The organism is Stenotrophomonas sp. ISL-67, assembly GCF_018612915.1.
Classification (GTDB): Bacteria; Pseudomonadota; Gammaproteobacteria; order Xanthomonadales; family Xanthomonadaceae; genus Stenotrophomonas.
Window position 1 is genome coordinate 62,216 of the sequence record NZ_JAGGRL010000001.1, and the last position, 20,902, is coordinate 83,117.

General features: G+C 65.6%; 18 protein-coding genes, 9 tRNA genes and 1 other RNA gene. 22 read left to right on the forward strand and 6 right to left on the reverse strand.

The window, feature by feature from the left end; translation table 11 throughout:
* The first annotated feature begins 56 nt into the window (after nucleotides 1-56).
* Nucleotides 57-1,064, forward strand: coding sequence for an isocitrate dehydrogenase (locus J7J08_RS00345; protein ID WP_214900444.1), 1,008 nt, complete (start codon nucleotides 57-59; stop codon nucleotides 1,062-1,064).
* A 198-nt stretch (nucleotides 1,065-1,262) separates the two neighbouring features.
* Here the strand turns inward: J7J08_RS00345 and J7J08_RS00350 are convergent, their stop codons facing one another.
* Nucleotides 1,263-2,021 carry a Bax inhibitor-1/YccA family protein gene (locus tag J7J08_RS00350; RefSeq protein ID WP_214900446.1) on the reverse strand — a complete coding sequence of 253 codons (759 nt, stop codon included), beginning with the start codon at nucleotides 2,019-2,021 and terminating at the stop codon, nucleotides 1,263-1,265.
* Nucleotides 2,022-2,218: 197 nt separating this feature from the next.
* On the opposite strand from J7J08_RS00350, the gene J7J08_RS00355 reads away from it, so the two are divergent.
* From J7J08_RS00355 to J7J08_RS00420, 14 genes are all read left to right on the forward strand, one after another.
* Nucleotides 2,219-2,295: transfer RNA gene (locus tag J7J08_RS00355), tRNA-Pro, on the forward strand.
* 46 nt (nucleotides 2,296-2,341) lie between these two features.
* Nucleotides 2,342-2,418, forward strand: a tRNA-Arg gene (locus J7J08_RS00360).
* A gap of 80 nt (nucleotides 2,419-2,498) precedes the next feature.
* Nucleotides 2,499-2,575: transfer RNA gene (locus tag J7J08_RS00365), tRNA-His, on the forward strand.
* Nucleotides 2,576-2,660: 85 nt separating this feature from the next.
* Nucleotides 2,661-2,736: transfer RNA gene (locus J7J08_RS00370), tRNA-Lys, on the forward strand.
* A gap of 226 nt (nucleotides 2,737-2,962) precedes the next feature.
* A tRNA-Lys gene (locus J7J08_RS00375) sits at nucleotides 2,963-3,038 on the forward strand.
* Between the two features lie 79 nt (nucleotides 3,039-3,117).
* Nucleotides 3,118-3,202 (forward strand) — tRNA-Leu (locus tag J7J08_RS00380).
* Nucleotides 3,203-3,393: 191 nt separating this feature from the next.
* Entirely contained in the window at nucleotides 3,394-4,689 is a 1,296-nt protein-coding gene (gene tig / locus J7J08_RS00385; protein WP_214900451.1) for a trigger factor, read from the forward strand.
* Nucleotides 4,690-4,756: 67 nt separating this feature from the next.
* The gene (gene clpP, locus J7J08_RS00390) at nucleotides 4,757-5,383 is read left to right on the forward strand and encodes an ATP-dependent Clp endopeptidase proteolytic subunit ClpP (protein WP_214900454.1); all 627 of its coding nucleotides are present in this window, start codon (nucleotides 4,757-4,759) and stop codon (nucleotides 5,381-5,383) included.
* A 126-nt stretch (nucleotides 5,384-5,509) separates the two neighbouring features.
* The gene (gene clpX, locus J7J08_RS00395) at nucleotides 5,510-6,799 is read left to right on the forward strand and encodes an ATP-dependent Clp protease ATP-binding subunit ClpX (RefSeq protein ID WP_214900456.1); all 1,290 of its coding nucleotides are present in this window, start codon (nucleotides 5,510-5,512) and stop codon (nucleotides 6,797-6,799) included.
* 141 nt (nucleotides 6,800-6,940) lie between these two features.
* Nucleotides 6,941-9,406 carry an endopeptidase La gene (gene lon, locus J7J08_RS00400; protein ID WP_214900458.1) on the forward strand — a complete coding sequence of 822 codons (2,466 nt, stop codon included), beginning with the start codon at nucleotides 6,941-6,943 and terminating at the stop codon, nucleotides 9,404-9,406.
* A gap of 206 nt (nucleotides 9,407-9,612) precedes the next feature.
* On the forward strand, nucleotides 9,613-9,885 hold the full coding sequence (locus J7J08_RS00405; RefSeq protein ID WP_019185801.1) for an HU family DNA-binding protein: 273 nt from the start codon (nucleotides 9,613-9,615) through the stop codon (nucleotides 9,883-9,885).
* An 11-nt stretch (nucleotides 9,886-9,896) separates the two neighbouring features.
* Nucleotides 9,897-9,971 (forward strand) — tRNA-Val (locus J7J08_RS00410).
* A 27-nt stretch (nucleotides 9,972-9,998) separates the two neighbouring features.
* Nucleotides 9,999-10,075, forward strand: a tRNA-Asp gene (locus J7J08_RS00415).
* Between the two features lie 122 nt (nucleotides 10,076-10,197).
* Nucleotides 10,198-12,171 carry a peptidyl-prolyl cis-trans isomerase gene (locus tag J7J08_RS00420; protein ID WP_214900460.1) on the forward strand — a complete coding sequence of 658 codons (1,974 nt, stop codon included), beginning with the start codon at nucleotides 10,198-10,200 and terminating at the stop codon, nucleotides 12,169-12,171.
* 108 nt (nucleotides 12,172-12,279) lie between these two features.
* On the opposite strand, the gene J7J08_RS00425 is transcribed toward J7J08_RS00420, so the two are convergent.
* Together J7J08_RS00425 and gloB are read right to left on the reverse strand one after the other, a co-directional pair.
* A complete protein-coding gene (locus tag J7J08_RS00425; protein WP_214900463.1) occupies nucleotides 12,280-13,482 on the reverse strand; it encodes a lytic transglycosylase domain-containing protein in 1,203 nt (400 codons plus the stop codon).
* Nucleotides 13,479-14,246 carry a hydroxyacylglutathione hydrolase gene (gene gloB / locus J7J08_RS00430; RefSeq protein WP_214900466.1) on the reverse strand — a complete coding sequence of 256 codons (768 nt, stop codon included), beginning with the start codon at nucleotides 14,244-14,246 and terminating at the stop codon, nucleotides 13,479-13,481. The genes J7J08_RS00425 and gloB overlap by 4 nt, the downstream gene beginning before the upstream one ends.
* An 11-nt stretch (nucleotides 14,247-14,257) precedes the next feature.
* Here gloB and J7J08_RS00435 point away from each other — a divergent pair, with 11 nt between their 5' ends.
* Genes J7J08_RS00435 through dnaQ form a run of 3 tightly spaced genes read left to right on the forward strand, consistent with a single transcriptional unit; the run spans nucleotide 14,258 to nucleotide 16,097 of the window.
* Nucleotides 14,258-14,902: a hypothetical protein gene (locus J7J08_RS00435; protein ID WP_214900467.1), complete on the forward strand. Its 645-nt coding sequence runs from the start codon at nucleotides 14,258-14,260 to the stop codon at nucleotides 14,900-14,902.
* A 12-nt stretch (nucleotides 14,903-14,914) separates the two neighbouring features.
* Nucleotides 14,915-15,367, forward strand: a complete 453-nt coding sequence (gene rnhA / locus J7J08_RS00440; RefSeq protein ID WP_214900475.1) for a ribonuclease HI — start codon at nucleotides 14,915-14,917, stop codon at nucleotides 15,365-15,367.
* A gap of 4 nt (nucleotides 15,368-15,371) precedes the next feature.
* On the forward strand, nucleotides 15,372-16,097 hold the full coding sequence (gene dnaQ / locus J7J08_RS00445) for a DNA polymerase III subunit epsilon (RefSeq protein ID WP_214900476.1): 726 nt from the start codon (nucleotides 15,372-15,374) through the stop codon (nucleotides 16,095-16,097).
* A gap of 47 nt (nucleotides 16,098-16,144) precedes the next feature.
* On the opposite strand, the gene J7J08_RS00450 is transcribed toward dnaQ, so the two are convergent.
* The gene (locus tag J7J08_RS00450; RefSeq protein WP_068854556.1) at nucleotides 16,145-16,849 is read right to left on the reverse strand and encodes a protein phosphatase 2C domain-containing protein; all 705 of its coding nucleotides are present in this window, start codon (nucleotides 16,847-16,849) and stop codon (nucleotides 16,145-16,147) included.
* Between the two features lie 169 nt (nucleotides 16,850-17,018).
* Between J7J08_RS00450 and J7J08_RS00455 the strand changes: the two genes are divergently transcribed.
* Nucleotides 17,019-17,109: transfer RNA gene (locus J7J08_RS00455), tRNA-Ser, on the forward strand.
* 304 nt (nucleotides 17,110-17,413) lie between these two features.
* Nucleotides 17,414-17,806 (forward strand): DUF6165 family protein, encoded by a 393-nt coding sequence (locus J7J08_RS00460; RefSeq protein ID WP_214900477.1) that lies wholly within the window; start codon nucleotides 17,414-17,416, stop codon nucleotides 17,804-17,806.
* A gap of 81 nt (nucleotides 17,807-17,887) precedes the next feature.
* Here J7J08_RS00460 and J7J08_RS00465 read toward each other — a convergent pair whose 3' ends face one another.
* On the reverse strand, nucleotides 17,888-18,931 hold the full coding sequence (locus J7J08_RS00465) for a glycosyltransferase family 9 protein (protein WP_214900479.1): 1,044 nt from the start codon (nucleotides 18,929-18,931) through the stop codon (nucleotides 17,888-17,890).
* 21 nt (nucleotides 18,932-18,952) lie between these two features.
* Between J7J08_RS00465 and J7J08_RS00470 the strand changes: the two genes are divergently transcribed.
* Complete coding sequence (locus J7J08_RS00470) at nucleotides 18,953-19,702, forward strand: 3-deoxy-D-manno-octulosonic acid kinase (protein WP_214900481.1); 750 nt, start codon at nucleotides 18,953-18,955, stop codon at nucleotides 19,700-19,702.
* Nucleotides 19,702-20,460, forward strand: a complete 759-nt coding sequence (locus J7J08_RS00475; protein WP_214900483.1) for an MBL fold metallo-hydrolase — start codon at nucleotides 19,702-19,704, stop codon at nucleotides 20,458-20,460. Before J7J08_RS00470 ends, J7J08_RS00475 begins: the two co-directional genes overlap by 1 nt.
* A gap of 149 nt (nucleotides 20,461-20,609) precedes the next feature.
* Here the strand turns inward: J7J08_RS00475 and ffs are convergent.
* An RNA gene (gene ffs, locus J7J08_RS00480) (signal recognition particle sRNA small type) lies at nucleotides 20,610-20,706 on the reverse strand.
* Between the last annotated feature and the right edge of the window lie 196 nt (nucleotides 20,707-20,902).

The window sequence follows — 20,902 nt, forward strand, 5'->3', positions numbered from 1 at the left end:
CCGGTGCGTTGTGCACCTGGTTGACGGCGCTCCCCCTCGGTTCGGAAACAGATCAAATGACGCAGAAAATCACGGTCATCCGCGGTGACGGCATCGGCCCGGAGATCATGGACGCTACCCTGTTCGTGCTCGGCAAGCTGGACACCGGCTTTGAATACGAAGATGCCGACGCTGGCCTGGTCGCACTGGAAAAGCACGGCGACCTGATGCCGGCGTCCACGCTGGAATCGATCGCACGCAACAAGATCGCCCTGAAGAGCCCGCTGACCACGCCGGTCGGTGGTGGCTTCACCTCGATCAACGTCAGCCTGCGCCGCCACTTCGACCTGTACGCCAACGTGCGTCCGGCGGTGTCGTTCCCGAATACCAAGTCGCGTTTCGGCGACGGCGTGGACCTGGTCACCGTGCGTGAGAACACCGAAGGCGCGTACCTGGCTGAAGGCCAGGAAGTGTCGGCCGACGGCGAGACCGCCTTCTCCGGCACCCGCATCACCCGCAAGGGCTCCGAGCGCATCGTGCGCTACGCCTTCGAGCTGGCCCGCAGCACCGGCCGCAAGAAGGTCACCGCCGTGCACAAGGCCAACATCATCAAGTCGACCTCGGGCCTGTTCCTGGCCGTGGCGCGCGAAGTGGCGGCCAAGTACCCGGACATCGAGTTCCAGGAAATGATCGTCGACAACTGCTGCATGCAGCTGGTGATGCGTCCGGAACAGTTCGACGTGATCGTCACCACCAACCTGTTCGGCGACATCATCTCCGACCTGTGCGCCGGCCTCGTCGGCGGCCTGGGCCTGGCCCCGGGCGCCAACATCGGTGAGAACGCGGCGATCTTCGAAGCCGTGCACGGCACCGCACCGGACATCGCGGGCCAGGGCAAGGCCAATCCATGCGCGTTGCTGCTGGCCGCCGCGCAGATGCTGGACCACGTCGGCCAGGCCGACAACGCCGAGCGTCTGCGCAAGGCCATCGTGGCCACGCTGGAAGCCAAGGACTCGCTGACCGGCGACCTCGGCGGCACCGGCAACACCATGGGCTTCGCCCAGGCCATCGCCAGCCGCCTGTAACCGCGCGGGTCAATGTGCAGAAAAGGCACCCGGGAGGGTGCCTTTTTTTGTGGGCGATCCGCGGGGCCCTCCTGCGGCGGCGTCTGCGACGTTGGTAGCGCCGGCCGTTGGCCGGCCCTCGGGACCGACTGGGCCGGCCAACGGCCGGCGCTACCGGTAGCCGGGCTGAGCCCGTCTACGCAACGTCGATGCCACGCATCAACGTTGCTGGATCTTCGACAGCAAACGCAGGAACTCCACGTACAGCCACACCAGCGTGACCATCAGCCCGAACGCGCCGTACCACTCCATGTACTTGGGTGCGCGCGCTGCCGCGCCGTTTTCGATGAAGTCGAAGTCCAGCACCAGGTTCAGCGCAGCCACCACCACCACGAACAGGCTGAAGGCGATGCCCAGCCAGCTGGCCTCATGGATCACCGGCACGTTGATGTTGAAGAACCCCAGCACGAACGAGGCCAGGTACAGCAGCGCGATGCCGCCGGTGGCAGCGACCACGCCCAGCTTGAAGTTCTCGGTGACCTTGATCAGCCCGCTGCGGTAGGCGAACAGCAGTGCGAACAGGGTGCCGAAGGTGAGCAGCACGGCTTGGAACACGATGCCCGGGAAGCGCGCTTCGAACACCGCCGAGATGGCGCCCAGGAAGAAACCTTCCACCAGTGCGTACATCGGTGCGGTCACCGGCGACCATTCCTTCTTGAACACCGTCACCAGTGCCAGGATCAGTCCGCCGATCGCGCCGCCGATCGCGTAGATCATCGCACCCGGTGCGATCTGGCCGTCGGCGCCCAGGGTCTGGCTCCAGGCGAAGGCAGCGGTGATGACGGTCAGCAACAGCAGGAGGCCGGTCTTGTTGACCGTGCCGTTGATGGTCATCACCTGGTCGGGCGAGCTCACGACCGAGCCGCTGGCGAGGTCGAGGAACGTCGACTCCGAAAGTGCGGGATTGCCGCTGCGCATTGCCAATCTCCTTGAAGGGGTAGGGTCCGGCCGATCCGGCCGCTGAACAAGAGCATAGCGTACGGCAACAAACCGTCTGCGCCGTGGGCAACGTCGGAACACGAATGTGAAAAACCCTGTGAAAAGCGTTGACAGACGCCTCGCTGATTCCCACAATAGGCGGCTCTTTCGGGGGGAACCTCGAGGGTTGAAACCACCGGGGTATAGCGCAGTCTGGTAGCGCGCCTGCTTTGGGAGCAGGATGTCGGGGGTTCGAATCCCTCTACCCCGACCATGTCCCGCTGCTCAAACCGGGATGGGAATGCGACAATCCGGTCAGAGCGCCCGTAGCTCAACTGGATAGAGCACCGGCCTTCTAAGCCGGCGGTTACAGGTTCGATTCCTGTCGGGCGCGCCATCGGCGCAAACGCCAGGGGATTCAACATTTGCGACGTAGGGACACGCCATGCGTGTCCAGATGTCTGAAAGGTTTCAGTGGTGGCTGTAGCTCAGTTGGTTAGAGTTCCGGATTGTGATTCCGGAGGTCGGGGGTTCGAGTCCCCTCAGCCACCCCACTGATTGAAGGAACCGGGTTCGCCGAAAGCGGGCCTGGGGTTGCAAAAAGAGGCGCAGACGTTACACTTGCCGCCTGGATTTTCAGGGCTGTTAGCTCAGTTGGTAGAGCAGTTGACTCTTAATCAATAGGTCGAAGGTTCGAATCCTTCACAGCCCACCAAGACAGAAGCCATCCGGGAAGCCGGGTGGCTTTTTTCTTGCGCGCGATCCACTGTTGCGTGGGACACGCGTGGCGTGTCGCTACCGGTGCGCCGGGCAGCCACGCAGGGCGTGGCTCTACGCATGTGCGCCGGCAGCCACGCAGGGCGTGTCTACGCTGTGAGGCCCGTGCAGAAAATGCTTGCGCATTTGTGCGGCGTTGCGTCATAATTCGCCTCCCGATTTTCGGGCTGTTAGCTCAGTTGGTAGAGCAGTTGACTCTTAATCAATAGGTCGAAGGTTCGAATCCTTCACAGCCCACCAAGACAAAAGCCATCCGGTTCGCCGGGTGGCTTTTTTCTTGTCTGCGATCGGGCGCCGCGCCGCTATAATGCTGCCCAGCGCGAAAGTGGCGGAATTGGTAGACGCCCTGGATTTAGGTTCCAGTGCCGCAAGGCGTGGGGGTTCGAGTCCCCCCTTTCGCACCAGCTGTCGGGGCAGGGGACTCCCCTGAACACGCCCCGGATTGACGTTCCCGCCCCCCTGCTGGCGGCGCTGGCCGTTATCGGCCAAACTACAGGGCTGCGGCGGGCAGGCGCGTCCACGACCCCGCGTTCTCAACCCGTTTCATCCAATCACATCGTGCCGGGGGCGTCGCCACCGGTTGGCAGGAGTCAACATGCAAGCTTCGATCGAATCCACCGGCAATCTGGAACGCCGCCTGACCTTCTCGCTGCCGGAAGACCGCCTGCAGACCCACATCAGCGGCCGCCTGGGCGAAATCGCCCGTACCGCGCGCATCAAGGGCTTCCGCCCGGGCAAGGTGCCGGCCAAGGTGATCGAGCAGCGTTTCGGCCAGCAGGTCCGCAGCGAAGCCGTCGACGGCCTGCTGCGTGAGACCTTCGATGCCGCCATCCGCGAGCACGAACTGCGCATTGCCGGCGCGCCGCGCATCGACAAGGGCGACAACGGCGAGTTCTCGTTCGTGGCCACCGTCGAGCTGGTGCCGGACTTCGGCGACGTCGACGTCAGCACGCTGACCGTCGTGCGCCACGTCGCTGAAATCAATGACGCCGACATCGACCAGATGATCACCAACCTGCGCGAACAGCGCCGCAGCTGGAGCCCGGTTGAGCGTGGTGTCCAGGACGGCGACCTGGTCGCACTGGAAACCTGGTCGCAGGCCGGCGATGAGCGCCTGCCGGCCGAAGGCACCGAGAAGGGCAGCGTGGTGGTGGGCCAGGGCATGATGTTCGAGCAGATCGAGCAGGGCCTGGTCGGCCTGTCCAAGGGTGAGGAAAAGACCCTGGACGTCGAGTTCCCGGCCGACTGGCGCGTGCCGGCGCTGGCTGGCAAGCAGGTCAAGGTCACGGTCAAGGCGGTGGACGTGTCCGCGCCGGTGCTGCCGGATGTGGATGCCGAGTTCATCAAGAGCTTCGGTGTGAAGGGTGGCGATGAGGAGCAGTTCCGCAAGGACATCCGCGCCAACCTGGAGCGTGAGCTCAAGGGCGCGCTGATGAACCGCCTGCGCCGTGAAGTGGGCGAGCAGCTCATTGCCGCCTACGCTTCGGTGGAAATGCCGCCGCGCCTGGTCGACAACGAGGCCCGTGCCATGCTGGCCCAGCAGGTCGAGCAGATCCGCCGCAGCGGCCGCAACCCGGGCGACATCCCGGCCGACGCCCATGAAGGCTTCAAGGACGCCGCCGCCAAGCGCGTCCTGGTCGGCCTGCTGGTCGGCGAAGTGGCCCGCAGGAACGACCTGCGCCTGGACCCGAAGCGCCTGAACGAAACCATGCGCCTGATCGCGTCGACCTATGAAGAGCCGGAGCAGGTCATTGAGATGTACCGCAACGACCCCCAGCTGATGAGTGGGCTGCAGAACCGCGTGATGGAAGAGCAGGTGATCGACTGGATCGCCGAGCGCGCCCAGCACACCGAGCAGTCGTTGTCGTTCCAGGATGCCATCCGCCAGTAAGCGGGCGGCGTTTCATGCCCCGCGCCCCATGGCGCGGGGTGGTTTCCCCCAAATAGGTGCCTCAGTAATGGACAACCAAACCAAAGCCCTGAACATGGTTCCGATGGTGGTCGAACAGACCAGCCGCGGCGAGCGCGCCTATGACATCTATTCGCGCCTGTTGAAGGAGCGCCTGATCTTCCTCGTGGGCCCGATCGATGATCACATGGCCAACGTGGTGGTGGCGCAGCTGCTGTTCCTGGAAGCGGACAACCCGGAAAAGGACATCAGCATCTACATCAACTCGCCCGGTGGCGTGGTCACCGCCGGCATGGCGATCTACGACACCATGCAGTACATCAAGCCGGACGTGAGCACCATCTGCGTCGGCCAGGCCGCCTCGATGGGCGCACTGCTGCTGGCATCCGGCGCGGCCGGCAAGCGTTATGCGCTGCCGAACTCGCGCGTGATGATCCACCAGCCGCTGGGCGGCTTCCAGGGCCAGGCCACGGATATCGACATCCACGCCCGTGAAATCCTGACCCTGCGTTCACGCCTCAACGAGGTGCTGGCCAAGCACACCGGCCAGTCGCTGGAGACCATCGCGCGCGACACCGAGCGCGACAACTTCAAGAGCGCGGCCGATGCGGTGGCCTACGGCCTGGTCGACTCGGTCCTCGAGCGCCGTCCGGAAGAGTCGATCACCCCGGCCTGATAGTGCCGCCAGGCCGGGAAACCGGCCTGTTTCCGCAGGGTCGGGCTGGACTGGCGTCCTCCCGACCCTGTGCTATTCTCGAATCGAACCCCCGTTCAGCGGGTGGGGTAACTGGGTAAGCGAAGCATGAGCGAAGACCGCCAAGGTCGTTCCACGGAAACCGGCAAGATCCTCTACTGCTCCTTCTGCGGGAAGAGCCAGCATGAGGTGCGCAAGCTGATTGCTGGGCCAAGCGTTTTCATCTGTGATGAATGCGTGGAGCTGTGCAACGACATCATCCGTGAAGAGCTCGAGGAAAAGGCGCAGTCGGCGCGCAGTTCGCTGCCCAAGCCGCGCGAGATCCTCGACGTCCTGGACCAGTACGTGATTGGCCAGAACCGGGCCAAGCGCACGCTGGCCGTGGCCGTGTACAACCATTACAAGCGCATCGAGAGCCGCCAGAAGAACGACGAAGTCGAACTGGCCAAGTCGAACATCCTGCTGGTCGGTCCGACCGGTTCGGGCAAGACCCTGCTGGCCGAAACCCTGGCCCGCCTGCTCAACGTGCCGTTCACCATGGCCGACGCCACCACGCTGACCGAAGCCGGTTACGTGGGCGAGGACGTGGAGAACATCATCCAGAAGCTGCTGCAGAAGTGCGATTACGACGTCGAGAAGGCGCAGCAGGGCATCGTCTACATCGATGAAATCGACAAGATCTCGCGCAAGAGCGAAAACCCGTCGATCACCCGTGACGTGTCCGGCGAAGGCGTGCAGCAGGCGCTGCTGAAGCTGATCGAAGGCACCGTGGCCAGCGTTCCGCCGCAGGGCGGCCGCAAACACCCGCAGCAGGAATTCCTGCAGGTGGACACCAAGAACATCCTGTTCATCTGCGGCGGCGCGTTCGCCGGGCTGGACAAGGTGATCCAGGCCCGTTCCAACGACTCCGGCGGCATCGGGTTCGGGGCCAAGGTGAAGAGCTCCGAGCGCAAGCAGGAAGTGGGCAAGGTGCTGGCGGAAGTCGAGCCGGAAGACCTGATCAAGTTCGGCCTCATCCCGGAATTCGTCGGCCGCCTGCCGGTCGTGGCGACCCTGGAAGAGCTGGACGAGGCTGCCCTGGTCAGGATCCTGACCGAGCCGAAGAATGCCATCACCAAGCAGTTCAAGAAGCTGTTCGAGATGGAGCACGTCGAGCTCGAGTTCCGTCCGGACGCCCTGTCGGCCATTGCCCGCAAGGCGCTCAAGCGCAAGACCGGTGCCCGTGGCCTGCGCACCATCGTCGAATCGGTCCTGCTGGACACCATGTACGACCTGCCCTCGGCCGAGAACGTCAGCAAGGTGGTGGTGGACGAATCGGTGATCGAGCACAAGTCCGAACCGTACCTGATCTACCAGACCCCGCCGGCCCCTGAACAGAAGGCGGCTGGCGCTGAATAATCCATCAAGTATTTGAATTGATGGATGTTTTTCAGAGCATCTTGCATCTGGACGCCGATGGCCCCATAACGGGGCCATCGGCTTTTTTGTATCCGGGTGAAGCTGCCCGGAGGCCATCCACACTGCTCAACTGGAGCCCACATGGCCCGTTCCCCAACTGAGACTCTCGACCTGCCGGTACTGCCGCTGCGCGACGTGGTGGTGTTCCCGCACATGGTCATTCCGCTGTTCGTCGGCCGCGACAAATCCATGCACGCGCTGGAACAGGCGATGGAAGCGGACAAGCGCATCCTGCTGCTGGCGCAGAAGTCGGCCGAGACCGACGATCCCACCGCCGCCGACCTCTACCAGGTCGGCACCCTGGCCCAGGTCCTGCAACTGCTGAAGCTGCCCGACGGCACCATCAAGGTGCTGGTTGAAGGCCTGTCGCGGGTCAACGTCACCCAGGTCAGCGAGCGCGACGGTTCGCTGCACGGCCTGGCCGAAGAAATCGAATCGGACGAATCACGCGAGCCGCGCGAGATCGAAGCCATTGCGCGTTCGCTGATGTCGCTGTTCGAACAGTACGTCAAGACCAACCGCAAGCTGCCGCCGGAACTGCTGCAGACCCTGGCCGGCATCGATGAACCGGCACGCCTGGCCGACACCATCGCCGCGCACATCAGCGTGCGCCTGGCTGACAAGCAGCGCCTGCTGGAAACCCTGCAGATCGGCGACCGCCTGGAAATGCTGGTCGGCCTGGTCGACGGCGAGATCGACGTGCAGCAGATGGAAAAGCGCATCCGCGGCCGCGTGAAGTCGCAGATGGAAAAGAGCCAGCGCGAGTACTACCTCAACGAGCAGATGAAGGCCATCCAGAAGGAACTGGGCGACCTGGACGATGCCCCGGGCGAGCTGGAAGAGCTGGCGCGCAAGATCGCCGACGCCGGCATGCCCAAGCCGGTGGAAACCAAGGCCAAGGCCGAGCTCAACAAGCTCAAGCAGATGTCGCCGATGTCGGCCGAAGCGGCCGTGGTCCGCAACTACCTGGATTGGCTGCTGGGCGTGCCGTGGAAGAAGCGCACCAAGGTGCGCAAGGACCTCAAGGCCGCCCAGGACACCCTGGATGCCGACCATTTCGGCCTGGACAAGGTCAAGGACCGCATCCTGGAGTACCTGGCGGTGCAGTCGCGGGTGAAGCAGATGAAGGGCCCGATCCTGTGCCTGGTCGGGCCGCCGGGCGTGGGCAAGACCTCGCTGGGCCAGTCCATCGCCAAGGCCACCAACCGCAAGTTCGTGCGCATGAGCCTGGGCGGCGTGCGCGACGAAGCCGAGATCCGTGGCCATCGTCGCACCTACGTCGGTTCCATGCCGGGCCGCATCGTACAGAACCTCAACAAGGTGGGCAGCAAGAACGCGCTGTTCGTGCTCGATGAAATCGACAAGATGTCGATGGACTTCCGTGGCGACCCGTCTTCGGCGCTGCTGGAAGTGCTCGACCCGGAACAGAACAACGCCTTCAACGACCACTACCTGGAAGTGGACCTGGACCTGTCCGAAGTGATGTTCGTGGCGACCTCCAACTCGCTCAACATCCCCGGTCCGCTGCTGGACCGCATGGAAGTGATCCGCATCCCCGGCTACACCGAGGATGAGAAGCTAAACATCGCCATGCGCTACCTGGTGCCCAAGCAGCTCAAGGCCAACGGCCTGAAGCCGGAGGAACTGGAGATCGAGGCCGACGCCATCCAGGACGTGGTGCGTTACTACACCCGCGAATCGGGCGTGCGCAACCTCGAACGCGAAGTGGCCAAGATCTGCCGCAAGGTGGTGAAGGAAATCGCGCTGGCCGGTCCGGTCGCACCTGCAAGGCCGGCCAAGGCAGGCAGGAAGACCGCGGCGAAGAAGAAGACGCTGGTGGTGGTCAACGGCAAGAACCTGGGGAAATACCTGGGGGTGCGCCGCTTCGACTTCGGCCGTGCCGAGGAACAGAACGAAATCGGCCTGGTCACCGGCCTGGCCTGGACCGAGGTCGGTGGCGAGCTGCTGCAGATCGAATCGACCCTGGTCCCGGGCAAGGGCGCGCTGATCCTGACCGGCCAGCTCGGCAACGTCATGAAGGAATCGGCGTCGGCCGCGCTGTCGGTGGTGCGTTCGCGCGCTGAGCGGCTGGGCATCGATGCCGAGTTCCTGCAGAAGCACGACGTGCACGTGCACGTGCCCGACGGCGCCACCCCGAAGGACGGCCCCAGCGCCGGCATCGCCATGGTGACCTCGCTGGTGTCGATGCTGACCAAGGTGCCGGTGCGCGCCGAAGTGGCCATGACCGGCGAGATCACCCTGCGCGGGCGGGTCACCGCCATCGGTGGCCTGAAGGAGAAACTGCTGGCGGCGCTGCGCGGTGGCATCACCACCGTGATCATCCCCGAAGAGAACCGCAAGGACTTGGTCGACATTCCCGTCAATGTCACCCGCGACCTCAAGATCATTCCGGTGAAGTGGATTGAAGAGGTGTTGGACCTGGCGCTTGAAACGCCGCTGAAGGCGCCCAAGCCCAGGAAGGATGGGCAGCGCGTCACAGTGCGGGGCAAGAGCAAGCCAGCATCCACCACGCGCGTCAAGCACTGACGCGCATGGTGGAATTGCCTGAAACCCGCGTCGCTATTGGCTTTTCAGCTTGCGCGGGTAGGGGTGCGCTGGTATAAAAGCAGCACTCGCACGTCAACAGAATGCTGACGGCTGCGAATCGAGAACTTCACTGGCATCCGGTCACGTCGCGGGTCGGATGCTTCACTGTCGAACATGCGGAATCCCCGCCAAAGGAGCTGTACAGAATGAACAAGACCGAATTGATCGACGCCGTTGCCGAAGCCGCTGACCTGACCAAGGCCGAGTCGAGCCGCGCTGTCGATGCCGTCATCGCTTCCGTCACCAAAGCCCTGAAGGGCGGTGATGCGGTGACCCTGGTGGGCTTCGGTACGTTCCAGGTGCGCGACCGCGCTGCCCGTACCGGCCGCAACCCGAAGACCGGCGACACCATCAAGATCGCTGCGTCGAAGAATCCGTCGTTCAAGGCTGGCAAAGCCCTGAAGGATGCCGTAAACTAAGCGGCTTGCTGGGGTGCTTAGCTCAGCGGTAGAGCGTCTCCTTTACACGGAGAGGGTCGGGGGTTCGAAACCCTCAGCACCCACCAGGCACCGCCAGTAAATGTTTGAAATGTGGAGCGGTAGTTCAGCTGGTTAGAATGCTGGCCTGTCACGCCGGAGGTCGCGGGTTCGAGTCCCGTCCGCTCCGCCAATTCTTGAAGGCCCCTGGTGCAAACCAGGGGCTTTTCTTTTTGGTTGCCGCCATGCCCCTGTTGGGGAGTGGCGCGAAGCGGGGTACACTGCCGGATTCGCCAATCGGGCCTTGATTTCTCCATGCTGCAGAAACTTCGCGACAAGACCTCGGGCTGGATCGTTACCGTGATCCTGGGGCTGCTGATGATTCCGTTCCTGTTCGTGATCGACTCCAGTTATCTGGGTGGTGTCGGTGCGCAGAACGTGGCCAAGGTGGCAGCGCCGCCGACCTGGTGGCGCTCGGCGCCGTCGTGGTGGCCGGTGTCCTTCCTGTGGCAGCACCATGAAATCAGTGCGGAAGAATTCCGTACCCGTTTCGAGCAGGCGCGCCAGCAGGCCCGCCAGCAGCAGGGCGAGAATTTCGACCCGCGCGAGTTCGAAAGCGTCGAGAACAAGCGCGCCGTGCTCGACCAGATGATCGACGAGCAGGTCGTGCGCCTGGCCGGCGAACAGTCCGGCATCGTCATCGGCGACGCCGCCGTGCGCGAAACCATCGCCTCCATCCCGGCCTTCATCGGCGCCGATGGCACGTTCAACCAGGACCAGTACCGCCTGGCGCTGAGCACCGGCAATCCGCCGCGTACGCCGGCACAGTTCGAAACGCTGGTGCGCGAGAGCCTGCAGCAGTCGATCATCCCGCAGGCCCTGCAGGAGTCGGGTTTCGTCACCAGTGCAGAGGCCGAGCGCCTGATGAACCTGCTGGGTGAAACCCGCGACGTCGAGATCGCCGCGCTGCCGGAACTGCCGGCCGATACCGCCGAAGTGACCGACGCGCAGATCAAGCAGTGGTACGACAGCCACCCGAAGGACTTCCGCCAGCCGGAATCGGTGTCGCTGGAGTTCGTGGAAATCAATGCGGCCACGTTGCCGCCGGCCGTCGCGGCCGATGAAACCACCCTGCGCAAGCGCTACGCCGATGAAAAGCCGCGGTTCTCCACGCCTGAAGCACGTCTGGCGTCGCACATCCTGATCGCCGCCGACGGCAGCGATCCGGCCAAGCTCAAGGCCGCCGAAGCGAAGGCCACTGCGCTGGCCGCGCAGGCCAAGGCGCCGGGTGCGGACTTCGCGGCGTTGGCCAAGGCCAATTCGGACGACACCGGTTCCAAGGACACCGGTGGCGACCTGGGCTGGGTCGAACGCGATGCAATGGTCAAGCCGTTTGAAGACGCGCTGTTTGGCATGAAGGCGGGCGAAGTGAGCGCGCCGGTCAAGACCGAGTTCGGTTACCACGTGCTGCAGCTGCGCGAGGTCCGTGGTGGCCAGCAGCGTCCGTTCGAGGACGTCCGCGACCAGCTCGCCGCCGAGCAGCTCAAGGCCGACAACGAAGGCGCGTTCTCCGAACTGAGCGGCCGCCTGGTCGACCAGGTCTACAAGAATCCGACGTCGCTGCAGGGCGCCGCGGATGCGCTGAAGCTGAAGGTGCAGACGATCGGTCCGTTCACCCGCGACACGGCCAGCGGCATTGCCGCCAACCCGGCGGTGCTGCGTGCGGCGTTCTCCGACGTGCTGGTGCAGGACGGTACCGTGAGCGATCCGATCGCGATTACGCCCGACCACAGCGTGATGATCCGCGTGACCGACCACAGCCCGGAGCAGGCGCTGCCGCTGGACAAGGCCCGCGACGGGGTGATCGCCGCGATCCGTGCCGACCGCAACCGCCAGCTGTCGGCCAAGGCCGCCGATGCGCTGCTGGCCAAGCTCAATGCCGGGCAGACCCTGCAGGCGCTGGCCGCCGAAGAGAAGCTGCAGGTCAGCCCGCTGCCGGGCCTGCCGCGTACCCAGCCGGTGCCGACCCCGGAAATCAACCGCGCGGTGTTCGCCGTGAAGGCGCCGGCGGAAGGCAAGCCGAGCTATGGCAAGGTCGCCCTGCAGGATCGCTACGTGGTGTTCGCGGTCAACAAGGTCACCCCGCCGACCCTGGCAGACGTGCCGGCCGAGCAGAAGCAGCAGTTCAAGGACCAGCTGGACCAGGTCGACGGCATGGCCTCGGCCAAGGCCTTCATCCAGGCCATGCGCAAGCACTACAAAGTGCAGGTCGAGGAGGCCAACCTGTAAGGTTGGCCCGGTAGCGCCGGCCGTTGGCCGGCCCTCGTTGAAAACGCAGAAGGCCCGGCAATTGCCGGGCCTTCATTTTCTGGTGCGCCGCTGGATACCCAGCCCGCCTCAATCCTCGACGCGCAACACCGCACCCGGCTTGAGCACGCTGCTGCCGCTGAGGTTGTTCAACGACAGCAGTGCCTTCAACGGCATCCCGTAGCGCTTGGCAATCGTCCACGCCGACTCGCCGCTGCGCACGGTGTGCCGACGCACCTTCGGCCGGTCGGCGCTGGCCACGCTGCGGCGGGACACCTGCGTGTCCGCGCGCGGGCTGGCCGTCCCGGTCACGGGCACATCGGCCTTGGCCACCATCACCGACGCATCCACCGGCGCATGCGTGGCCGGGGCCAGCACGGTCACCTGGCCACTCGGGCGGCCCTTGCCGCTCGCCAGGGCCGGATTGAGCCGGGCGATGCGCGCCGGATCCAGCGAACGCTGCGCGGCCCACTGCTGCACGCTGGTGCCGGCAGGCAGGGGGTGGCCCTTCAGCACCGGCACGGTGCGGTCCAGCGAGGCCATCACGGCCGGGGTGGTTTCAGCGTCTTCCAGCACGCAGGCCAGCGCGTGCAGCTTCTCCACATACGCATAGGTCACCGGTGACAGCCCCGGCAGCTCGGCCGGGCGCGCGTTCTGTGCGTTCATGCCGGCCTTGCGCAGCGACTGCAGCACCCGGTACTCGCCGGCGTTGTAGGCCATGGTGGCCAGGCGCCAGTCGCCGCCGAACATCCCGTGCAGGGTCTTGAGGTAACGCACCGCCGCCTGGGTGGAGTCGGCCGCCGACAGCCGGCCGTCATAGCCGCTGGTCATCTGCACGCGGTGGTTCTTCGCGGTGGTCGCGATGAACTGCCACAGCCCGGCGGGGCCGGCGCCATTACGCGCGTTGGGGCGGTAGCCGCTTTCCACGAACGGGATCAGTGCGAATTCGGTAGGCAGGTTGGCGTTGCGCAGTTCTTCGACCACATAGCCGAACAACACCAGCGCATCGTCATCCTGGTTGGCCAAACGCGAAGGCGCATGCGCGAACTGCTTCCGCCAGCGTGGGCTGGCCGCCTCGACATCGCAGGTGGGTTCGGCCAGGCCATCGCGGAAGCTGGCGAAGATATCCTGGCCGTTGCGGACCGAGACCGGGGGCAGGGCAGCGCCATCCAGCGGCAGCTGCGACAGCCCGGCCACGTTCTGCGACATCCCCGCACTCAACGACTGGGCGCCCGCAGTGCCGGCCAGGGCAATCGCCAGGCCTGCCGCGAGCGGCAACCATCGCCGACTCATGTTCGGAATCCGTCTTTCCAGCCCCGCAGACCTGCAAGGACATCGACTTCATCGGTGACGGGACGACCGAGGTGCTGGCTGACAGCAGCGCGGACAGCGGGAGTATCGGTTCGCAGGAACGGGTTGCATTCCAGCTCGCTGGCCAACGTAACCGGCAGCGTGGGGCGTTCATCGCGGCGCATGGCCAGTGCCTCCTTTTGGCGTCGCGCGAGCGCGGCGTTGGCGGGGTCGACATGCCGCGCGAAGACGGCATTTGACGCGGTGTACTCATGGCCGCAGCACAGCAACAGGTGCGGCGGCAGGGACGCCAGCTTGTGCAGTGAAGCCAGAAGCTGGGGGGGCGTACCTTCGAACATCCGGCCACAGCCCAGGCTGAACAACGCATCGCCGCTGAAAAGATGTTCAGCGCTGTGAAATGCGATATGCGACCGGGTGTGTCCGGGCACGGATACTACGTCCATCTCCAGCCCCAGTGCCTGAATTCGTTCACCTTCGCCGACACGGCGGGTCGCCCCGGGAATGCGCGGGTCGTCCGGGGCGATCACCGCAAGCCCCGGAAACCGGGCCTGCAGCTCGGCCACACCGCCGATGTGGTCGTCGTGGTGATGGGTGAGCAGGACCGTGTGCGGTCGCCAGTTGTGCTGCGCTGCGGCGGCCAGCACCGGGGCAGCTTGGCCGGGGTCGACCACGATGACCTGGCCGTCGTCGGCGACCAGCGCCCAGATGTAGTTGTCCGCGAATGCGGGTAGGGCGGTCAGTCGCATAGAATTGGACCATGCCCGCCGCGCCGAGCCCCCGTCAAGTTTCCGTCGCATCCTGGTTTGATACTGAACCGGCGCAAGCGCTGCGTGAGCTCGAGCGGAAAGCCCTGGAGCCGGTGCTGGCGTCGCACCCGCTCAACCCCTGGTTGTGGATTGCACCGAACCCGGCCTGGCTGGACGCGGCTGCGCTGCCAGGGCAGGGCGTGCGCCTGCACCGCAGCGAGGGCGGCTATAGCGGCGATGTCACCTGCGCGCTGCCGCTGCCGTTCCAGAGCGAGAGCCTCAACGCGATCGTGCTGCAGCATGTGACCGCCCGCGACGCCGAACAGCTCATTGCCGACTGCGCCCGGGTGTTGATGCCGGGTGGCCGCCTGTGGCTGTCCACGCTCAATCCGTTCAGCCCGTTCCGCCGCCAATGGCGCCGGCATGGGCTGGTGGTGCGCACCCCGCAGCGGCTGCGCCACATCCTGGAGCGGGCCGGACTGGCCTGCGATGACCTGGCCTGGCTGGGACCGATGTGGCGCGACCGCGCGCCCGAGCGCGGCAGTGTGGCCGCCCTGCGCGCGGCGTGCCTGTTCACCGCCGAAAAACGCACCCTGGCCCTGCCAGGACCTACGCCACTGCCGGTACGCCGTTGGCACGGCACCGTGGCGACCTGATCTGGAGTTGTATTGAAAACCATTGAAATCCACACCGACGGTTCCTGCCTCGGCAACCCCGGCCCCGGCGGCTGGGCCGCGTTGATGCGCTACAAGGGGCACGAGCGGGAGCTGAGCGGCGGTGAAGCGCACACCACCAACAACCGGATGGAGCTGATGGCGGCCATTTCCGGCCTGGAATCGCTGACCGAGCCGTGCGAGATCGTGCTGTTCACCGATTCGCAGTACGTGCGCCAGGGCCTGACCCAGTGGCTGCCGGGCTGGATCCGCAAAAACTGGAAGACCGCCGGCGGCGACCCGGTCAAGAACCGCGACCTGTGGGAGCGGCTGCACGCGGCCACCCAGAAGCACAGCATCGACTGGCGCTGGGTGAAGGGCCACTCCGGCGACCCCGACAACGAGCGGGTGGATACGTTGGCGCGCGACGCCGCGATCCGGATCCGTGCCGCCGGCCCGGTACACTGAGCCCATGCGTCAGATCATCCTCGACACCGAAACCACCGGCCTGGAATGGCGCAAGGGCAACCGCATCGTCGAAATCGGCTGTGTGGAACTGCTGGAGCGCCGCCCCAGCGGCCACAATTTCCACCAGTACCTCAAGCCGGACTGCGAGTTCGAACAGGGCGCGCAGGAAGTCACCGGGCTGACCTTGGAATTCCTGGCCGACAAGCCCGTGTTCGCGGAGGTCGCCGAAGAATTCCTGGCCTACATCGACGGCGCCGAGCTGATCATCCACAACGCCGCGTTCGATCTGGGCTTCCTGGATTACGAGCTGTCGTTGCTGGGCGACCAGTACGGAAAGATCACCGACCGCTGCACCGTGATCGATACGCTGAAGATGGCACGCGAGCGCTATCCGGGCCAGCGCAACTCGCTCGATGCGCTGTGCAAACGCCTGGGCGTGGACAACGCGCACCGCCAGCTGCACGGCGGCCTGCTCGATGCCCAGATCCTGGGCGATGTGTATATCGCGCTGACCTCCGGCCAGGAGGAGATCGGCTTTGGTTCAGCCGACGACGCCCGCCCCGGCACCGCCCACGCCCAGGCCTTCGACACCAGCCGCCTGCTGCCGCGTCCGCGCGTGGTGGCTACCGCCTCGGAGCTGGAAGCGCACGAGGCGCGCCTGGCCAAGCTGCGCAAGAAGGCCGGTCATGCGATCTGGGATGGGCCGAAGGCGGAAGAGGCGGTGGCCTGATGCCGCGGCTTCGGCGGGCATAACGTTGGCCGGCCCACGCAATCCCGCTAATGGCAGCGGACCAGAATCACCGTGATGTTGTCGGAGCCGCCGCCATCCAGCGCGGCGGCCACCAGCGTATCCACGCATTCCTGCGCGCTGGCGTCGTCGTAGGCGAGGGTGCGGGCGATGCCCGTGTCTTCCACTTCCTCGGTCAGCCCATCGCTGCACAGCAGCAGCTGCATGCCCGGGCGCAGCTCGCCGGCGGTGGTCGCCACGTTCAGGTGCGCCGGGTCGGTCACCCCCAGCGCCTGGGTCACCACGTTGCGGTGCGGGTGCGCGCGGGCCTCTTCGGCCGTGAGGTTGCCCTGCGCCACCATTTCCTGGACCACGCTGTGGTCCTGGCTCAGCTGTGCAAGCTTGCCATCGCGCCACAGGTAGGCGCGGCTGTCGCCAACCCAGGCCACTTCATAGCGATTGCCCTGCACCCGCGCGGCCACGACCGTGGTGCCCATGGGCAGGCTGTCATTGCGCCGGCGCGAGGTGCGGATGATTTCCTCATCGGCCACCCGGATCGCGTGCGCGAGCGTCGCGCCCTGGCGGATCTCGCGCACGATGGTCTCGCGCGCCAGCGCACTGGCCACCTCGCCACAGGCGTGTCCGCCCATGCCATCGGCCACCAGCCACAGCGCAAGCTCCCCGTCCCCGTAGTAGGTGTCCTCGTTGAGGTCACGGCGCAGGCCAGGATGGGTCAGGTGTCCGAATTCGATCATGAGTGGTGCGTTGGCCGGGAGTGTCGCTGGGGAATAACGGCATGATCGCGGCCCTGCGGACATCCGGCAAGGCGTCGATACAGAAGAAATTCATCGGAAGCCGGGGAATGGCTTGCCGTCTGCGTCTCCTGACCGTATTATTCGCTCCCCGGTTCGCCGGGGACCATCTGGAGAGGTGGCAGAGCGGTTGAATGTACCTGACTCGAAATCAGGCAGGCGTTTATAGCGCCTCGGGGGTTCGAATCCCCCCCTCTCCGCCAGACACGCAAAAAGGCCACCCATTGGGTGGCTTTTTTGCGTGTCTGGCGGAGAGGGGGGGATTGCAACGGCGCTTTGCGCCGTTGCCCCCGCGTGTTTCCTCTCCCCGCCCCTGTCGGGGCAGCCCCTCAACAGAGGGGCTTGTCCTCCCCGACGGCGTAAAATCACGCCCGCATGGCTGAGTGTTGGCCGGCATCGTGAACCACGCTACCTGGCGACGCGCTCAAGGGTGCGGCGCACACTTTTCATGCGGCGCGGCGTGGCTCTACGGCTAAACTGAGTGCAACAGAACAGTGGTGTGCCCCCATGAGCGCAGAAATCCAAGTCCCCGTGTCCTTTGGCGAGCTACTGGACAAGATCTCCATCCTGCAGATCAAGTCCGAGCGGGTCAGCGATCCGGGCAAGCTGGTCAACATCCGCGCCGAATTGAGCGCGCTGGAGAAAACCTGGATGGTGCACCCGGCCGGGGGCAAGGACATCGCCAAGCTGCGCACCGAGCTCAAGGACGTCAACGAAAAGCTGTGGGATATCGAAGACAACGTCCGCCTGAAAGACAGGGCAGGGGAGTTCGATGAGGCGTTCGTCGCCCTGGCCCGCAGCGTTTACCAGAACAACGATGAGCGGGCGCGCATCAAGAAGGACATCAACAAGGCGCTGGGTTCGCTGTACATCGAAGAGAAATCGTACAAGCACGCCTGACGGTAGAGCCGGGCTCTGCCCGGCTGCTGTCCGTGGCGGTCCCGCATCGCCTGGTTGCCGGGCAGAGCCCGGCACTACCGGTCATGCGTTATCGGCAACGTAGCGCTCGAAGGCGGCAATGCCGTCTTCCACGGCAATCAGCTGCATCACATCGTCGAACTCGATCTTGGTGCCCCATTTGAGTTCGCTGGCCGGCTTGCCCAGGAACTTCCGCGCGGCATCGTCATAGCGGTCCACGCAGTAGCGGCGGTCCGAATAGGGGCCGCTGCGGTGTGGGTTGCTGGCCGCGTGCAGGCCCAGCACCTTGGTGCCCATCGCGTTGGCGATGTGCATCGGGCCCGAATCCGGGGTCATCACCAGCGCCGCGCGGGCCAGCAGGGCCGGCAGCTGCTTGAGCGTGTCCTTGCCCACCAGGTCCAGCGCAGGGGTGTCCAGCTGTGCCTGGATGGCGTCGGCCATGCCACGCTCCAGCTCGCTGCGGCCGCCGCACAGCACCACCCGCCAGCCGCGCGCTACCGCGTGGTTGGCCACCGCGGCATAGCGGTCGGCATACCAGTTGCGGCGCACGTGGCTGGAGCAGGGCGAGATCATCAGCACCGGCCGGCCATCGTCCTGCCACTGGGCCTGCGCCCATTCCACGGCTGCCGGCGGCACCGCCAGGTCCCAGCTGACCTCGGTCTGGCGGATTCCCAGCGGTTCGCAGAAGCTGCCCATCGCATCGAGCACGTGGATGCCGGGCCGGTCGGGGATGCGTTCGTTGATGAAAAGGCCGTGCAGGTCCTTGGAGCGCGCCTTGTCGTAGCCAATCCGGCGTACCGCCGGGACGAACGCCGACAGCACGTTGGCGCGGAAGGCTACCTGCATCTGCAGCAGCGCCTCGAAGCGCCCCGGGGGCAGCGAAGCGCGCAGGGCGCGCATGCCGGCCAGCCCGGTCTTCTTGTCGTAGGCGTGGAACACCACCCCCGGCAGGCCGTCGAGCAGCTTGTGCCCGGCCTTGTCGATGATCCAGTGCAGTTCGGTGCCCGGCCGTGCCTGCTGCAGCGTGCGCACCAGCGGCACCACGTGGGTGACATCGCCCAGTGCGGACAAACGCAAAAGACACAAGGAAGAGGACGCTGATGCCATGGTGTTGTTAGACTCGAAGGAATGGTCGCATTCGACGCCACTGAAGCGCTGACGCCCTGCCGCGATGGACGCGGCATGGGTGCCATTCTGTTCGACCGCGAACGCCTGCGGCAAGCCGAGATGAGCCTGTTCTCCCCGGCCCACTGGGGCGACCGGGCGCGCCCGGTCGGCGATGGCGGGCGCGGCGGGGCCTGGTTCGTCGATGCGCCCTTCGGCCATTGCGTGCTGCGCCAGTACCTGCGCGGCGGCATGGCGGCCAAGCTCAGCCACGACCAGTACCTGTGGCGCGGTGCCAACCGCACCCGCAGTTTCGCCGAGTTTCGCCTGATGCGCGCCCTGCGTGCGCTGAAGCTGCCGGTGCCGCGCCCGATCGCTGCGTTCTACATGCGCGATGGCCTGCGCTACCGTGCCGCGATCCTGATGGAGCGCCTGGAAGGCGTACGTTCGCTGGCCGACCGTGCGCTGGTGGCCGGTCGCGGTGCCCCCTGGGAAGAGGCCGGCCGGCTGATCGCGCGCTTCCACCGCGCCGGGCTGGACCATGCGGATCTCAACGCCCACAACATCCTGTTCGACGCCAACGGCCACGGCTGGCTCATCGATTTCGACCGCGGCGTGCAGCGCATTCCGGCCACCGCCTGGCGCGAGCGCAACCTCAAGCGCCTGCACCGTTCGCTGGTGAAGCTGCGCGGTGAGCGCAGCCACGATGAGGTCGAGAAGGACTTCGCACGCCTGCGCCGGGCCTACGACCTGGCCTGGAACCGGGGCTACTGATGGACTGGGCACTGCGCTTCATGGGGGTCGGCAATGCGTCGGCCGTACAGCTGGGTTCGCCGATGGCGGTGATCGAGCGCGGCGGCCAGCCGTGGCTGACCATCGACTGCGGCGGCGAGGGCCTCACCGCGTTCCTCGCCCAGTACGGGCGCATGCCCGAAGCGCTGTTTGTCACCCATGTGCACCTGGATCACGTGGCCGGCTTCGAGCGCCTGTTCGTGGATGCCTATTTTTCGCCGCAGCGGCGCGGCCGCATCCGCGTGTATGTACCCGCCACGGTGGTGCCGCTGCTGCACCGGCGCGTGGCCGATTACCCCAACGTGCTGGCTGAAGGCGGCGCCAATTTCTGGGATGCCTTCCAGCTGATCGTGGTGGGCGATGCGTTCTGGCATGACGGCGTGCGCCTGGAAGTATTCCCGGTCCGCCACCACTGGCCGGAAACCGCCTACGGCCTGCGCCTGCAGGGCGCGCTGGTGTGGAGTGGCGACACCCGTCCGATTCCGGAAATGCTGGTGCGTTACGCCGCCGACAACGAACTGATCGCGCACGACTGCGGCCTGCACGGCAACCCCTCGCATACCGGCGTGGACGATCTCGAGCGCGAGTACAGCGCCGAACTGCAGGCGCGGATGATGCTTTACCACTATGCGAGCGAAGCCGACGGCGAAGCACTGCGGCAGCGTGGGCACAGGGTCGCGCTGCCGGGCGAGTGCGTGGCGTTGTCGGACCCGACGTCCCCTGTAGCAATCCCCCCGTAGAGCCACGCCGCGCCGCATGAACGGTGCGCGCCGGTCCGTTGAACGCGTCGCCACGCGCCTTTGCGCTGATCGCATCGTGACGTAGCGTGATTCAGTGCGTGGCTGCGCGGTACCGCCGAAGCCTCTTTCGCAAGCCCAAAAAGGTGGCGGCCCCGCCGGCTGACCTCGGCGCCCGCGTCGATCGATACCGTTGCTGCCTTCCGGCCCTGGCGGGATTTTCGACCTAGCGTCGCGAGGGGCCGACGGGGCCGCCATAGAGACGTGCGCAGGCAGGACAAGGTCCCGCAGTGCAGCCACGCATTCTAGCCCAACCGCGGCCAGCAACGCCAGCGTAGCGACACGCCACGCGTGTCCCACGGATAGCTGAATCCCGTGTAGCCCCAAACGTTCACCTCACGCCACCCCAACCCCCAGCGGCTAGAATGCCCCCACATCTGGAGGA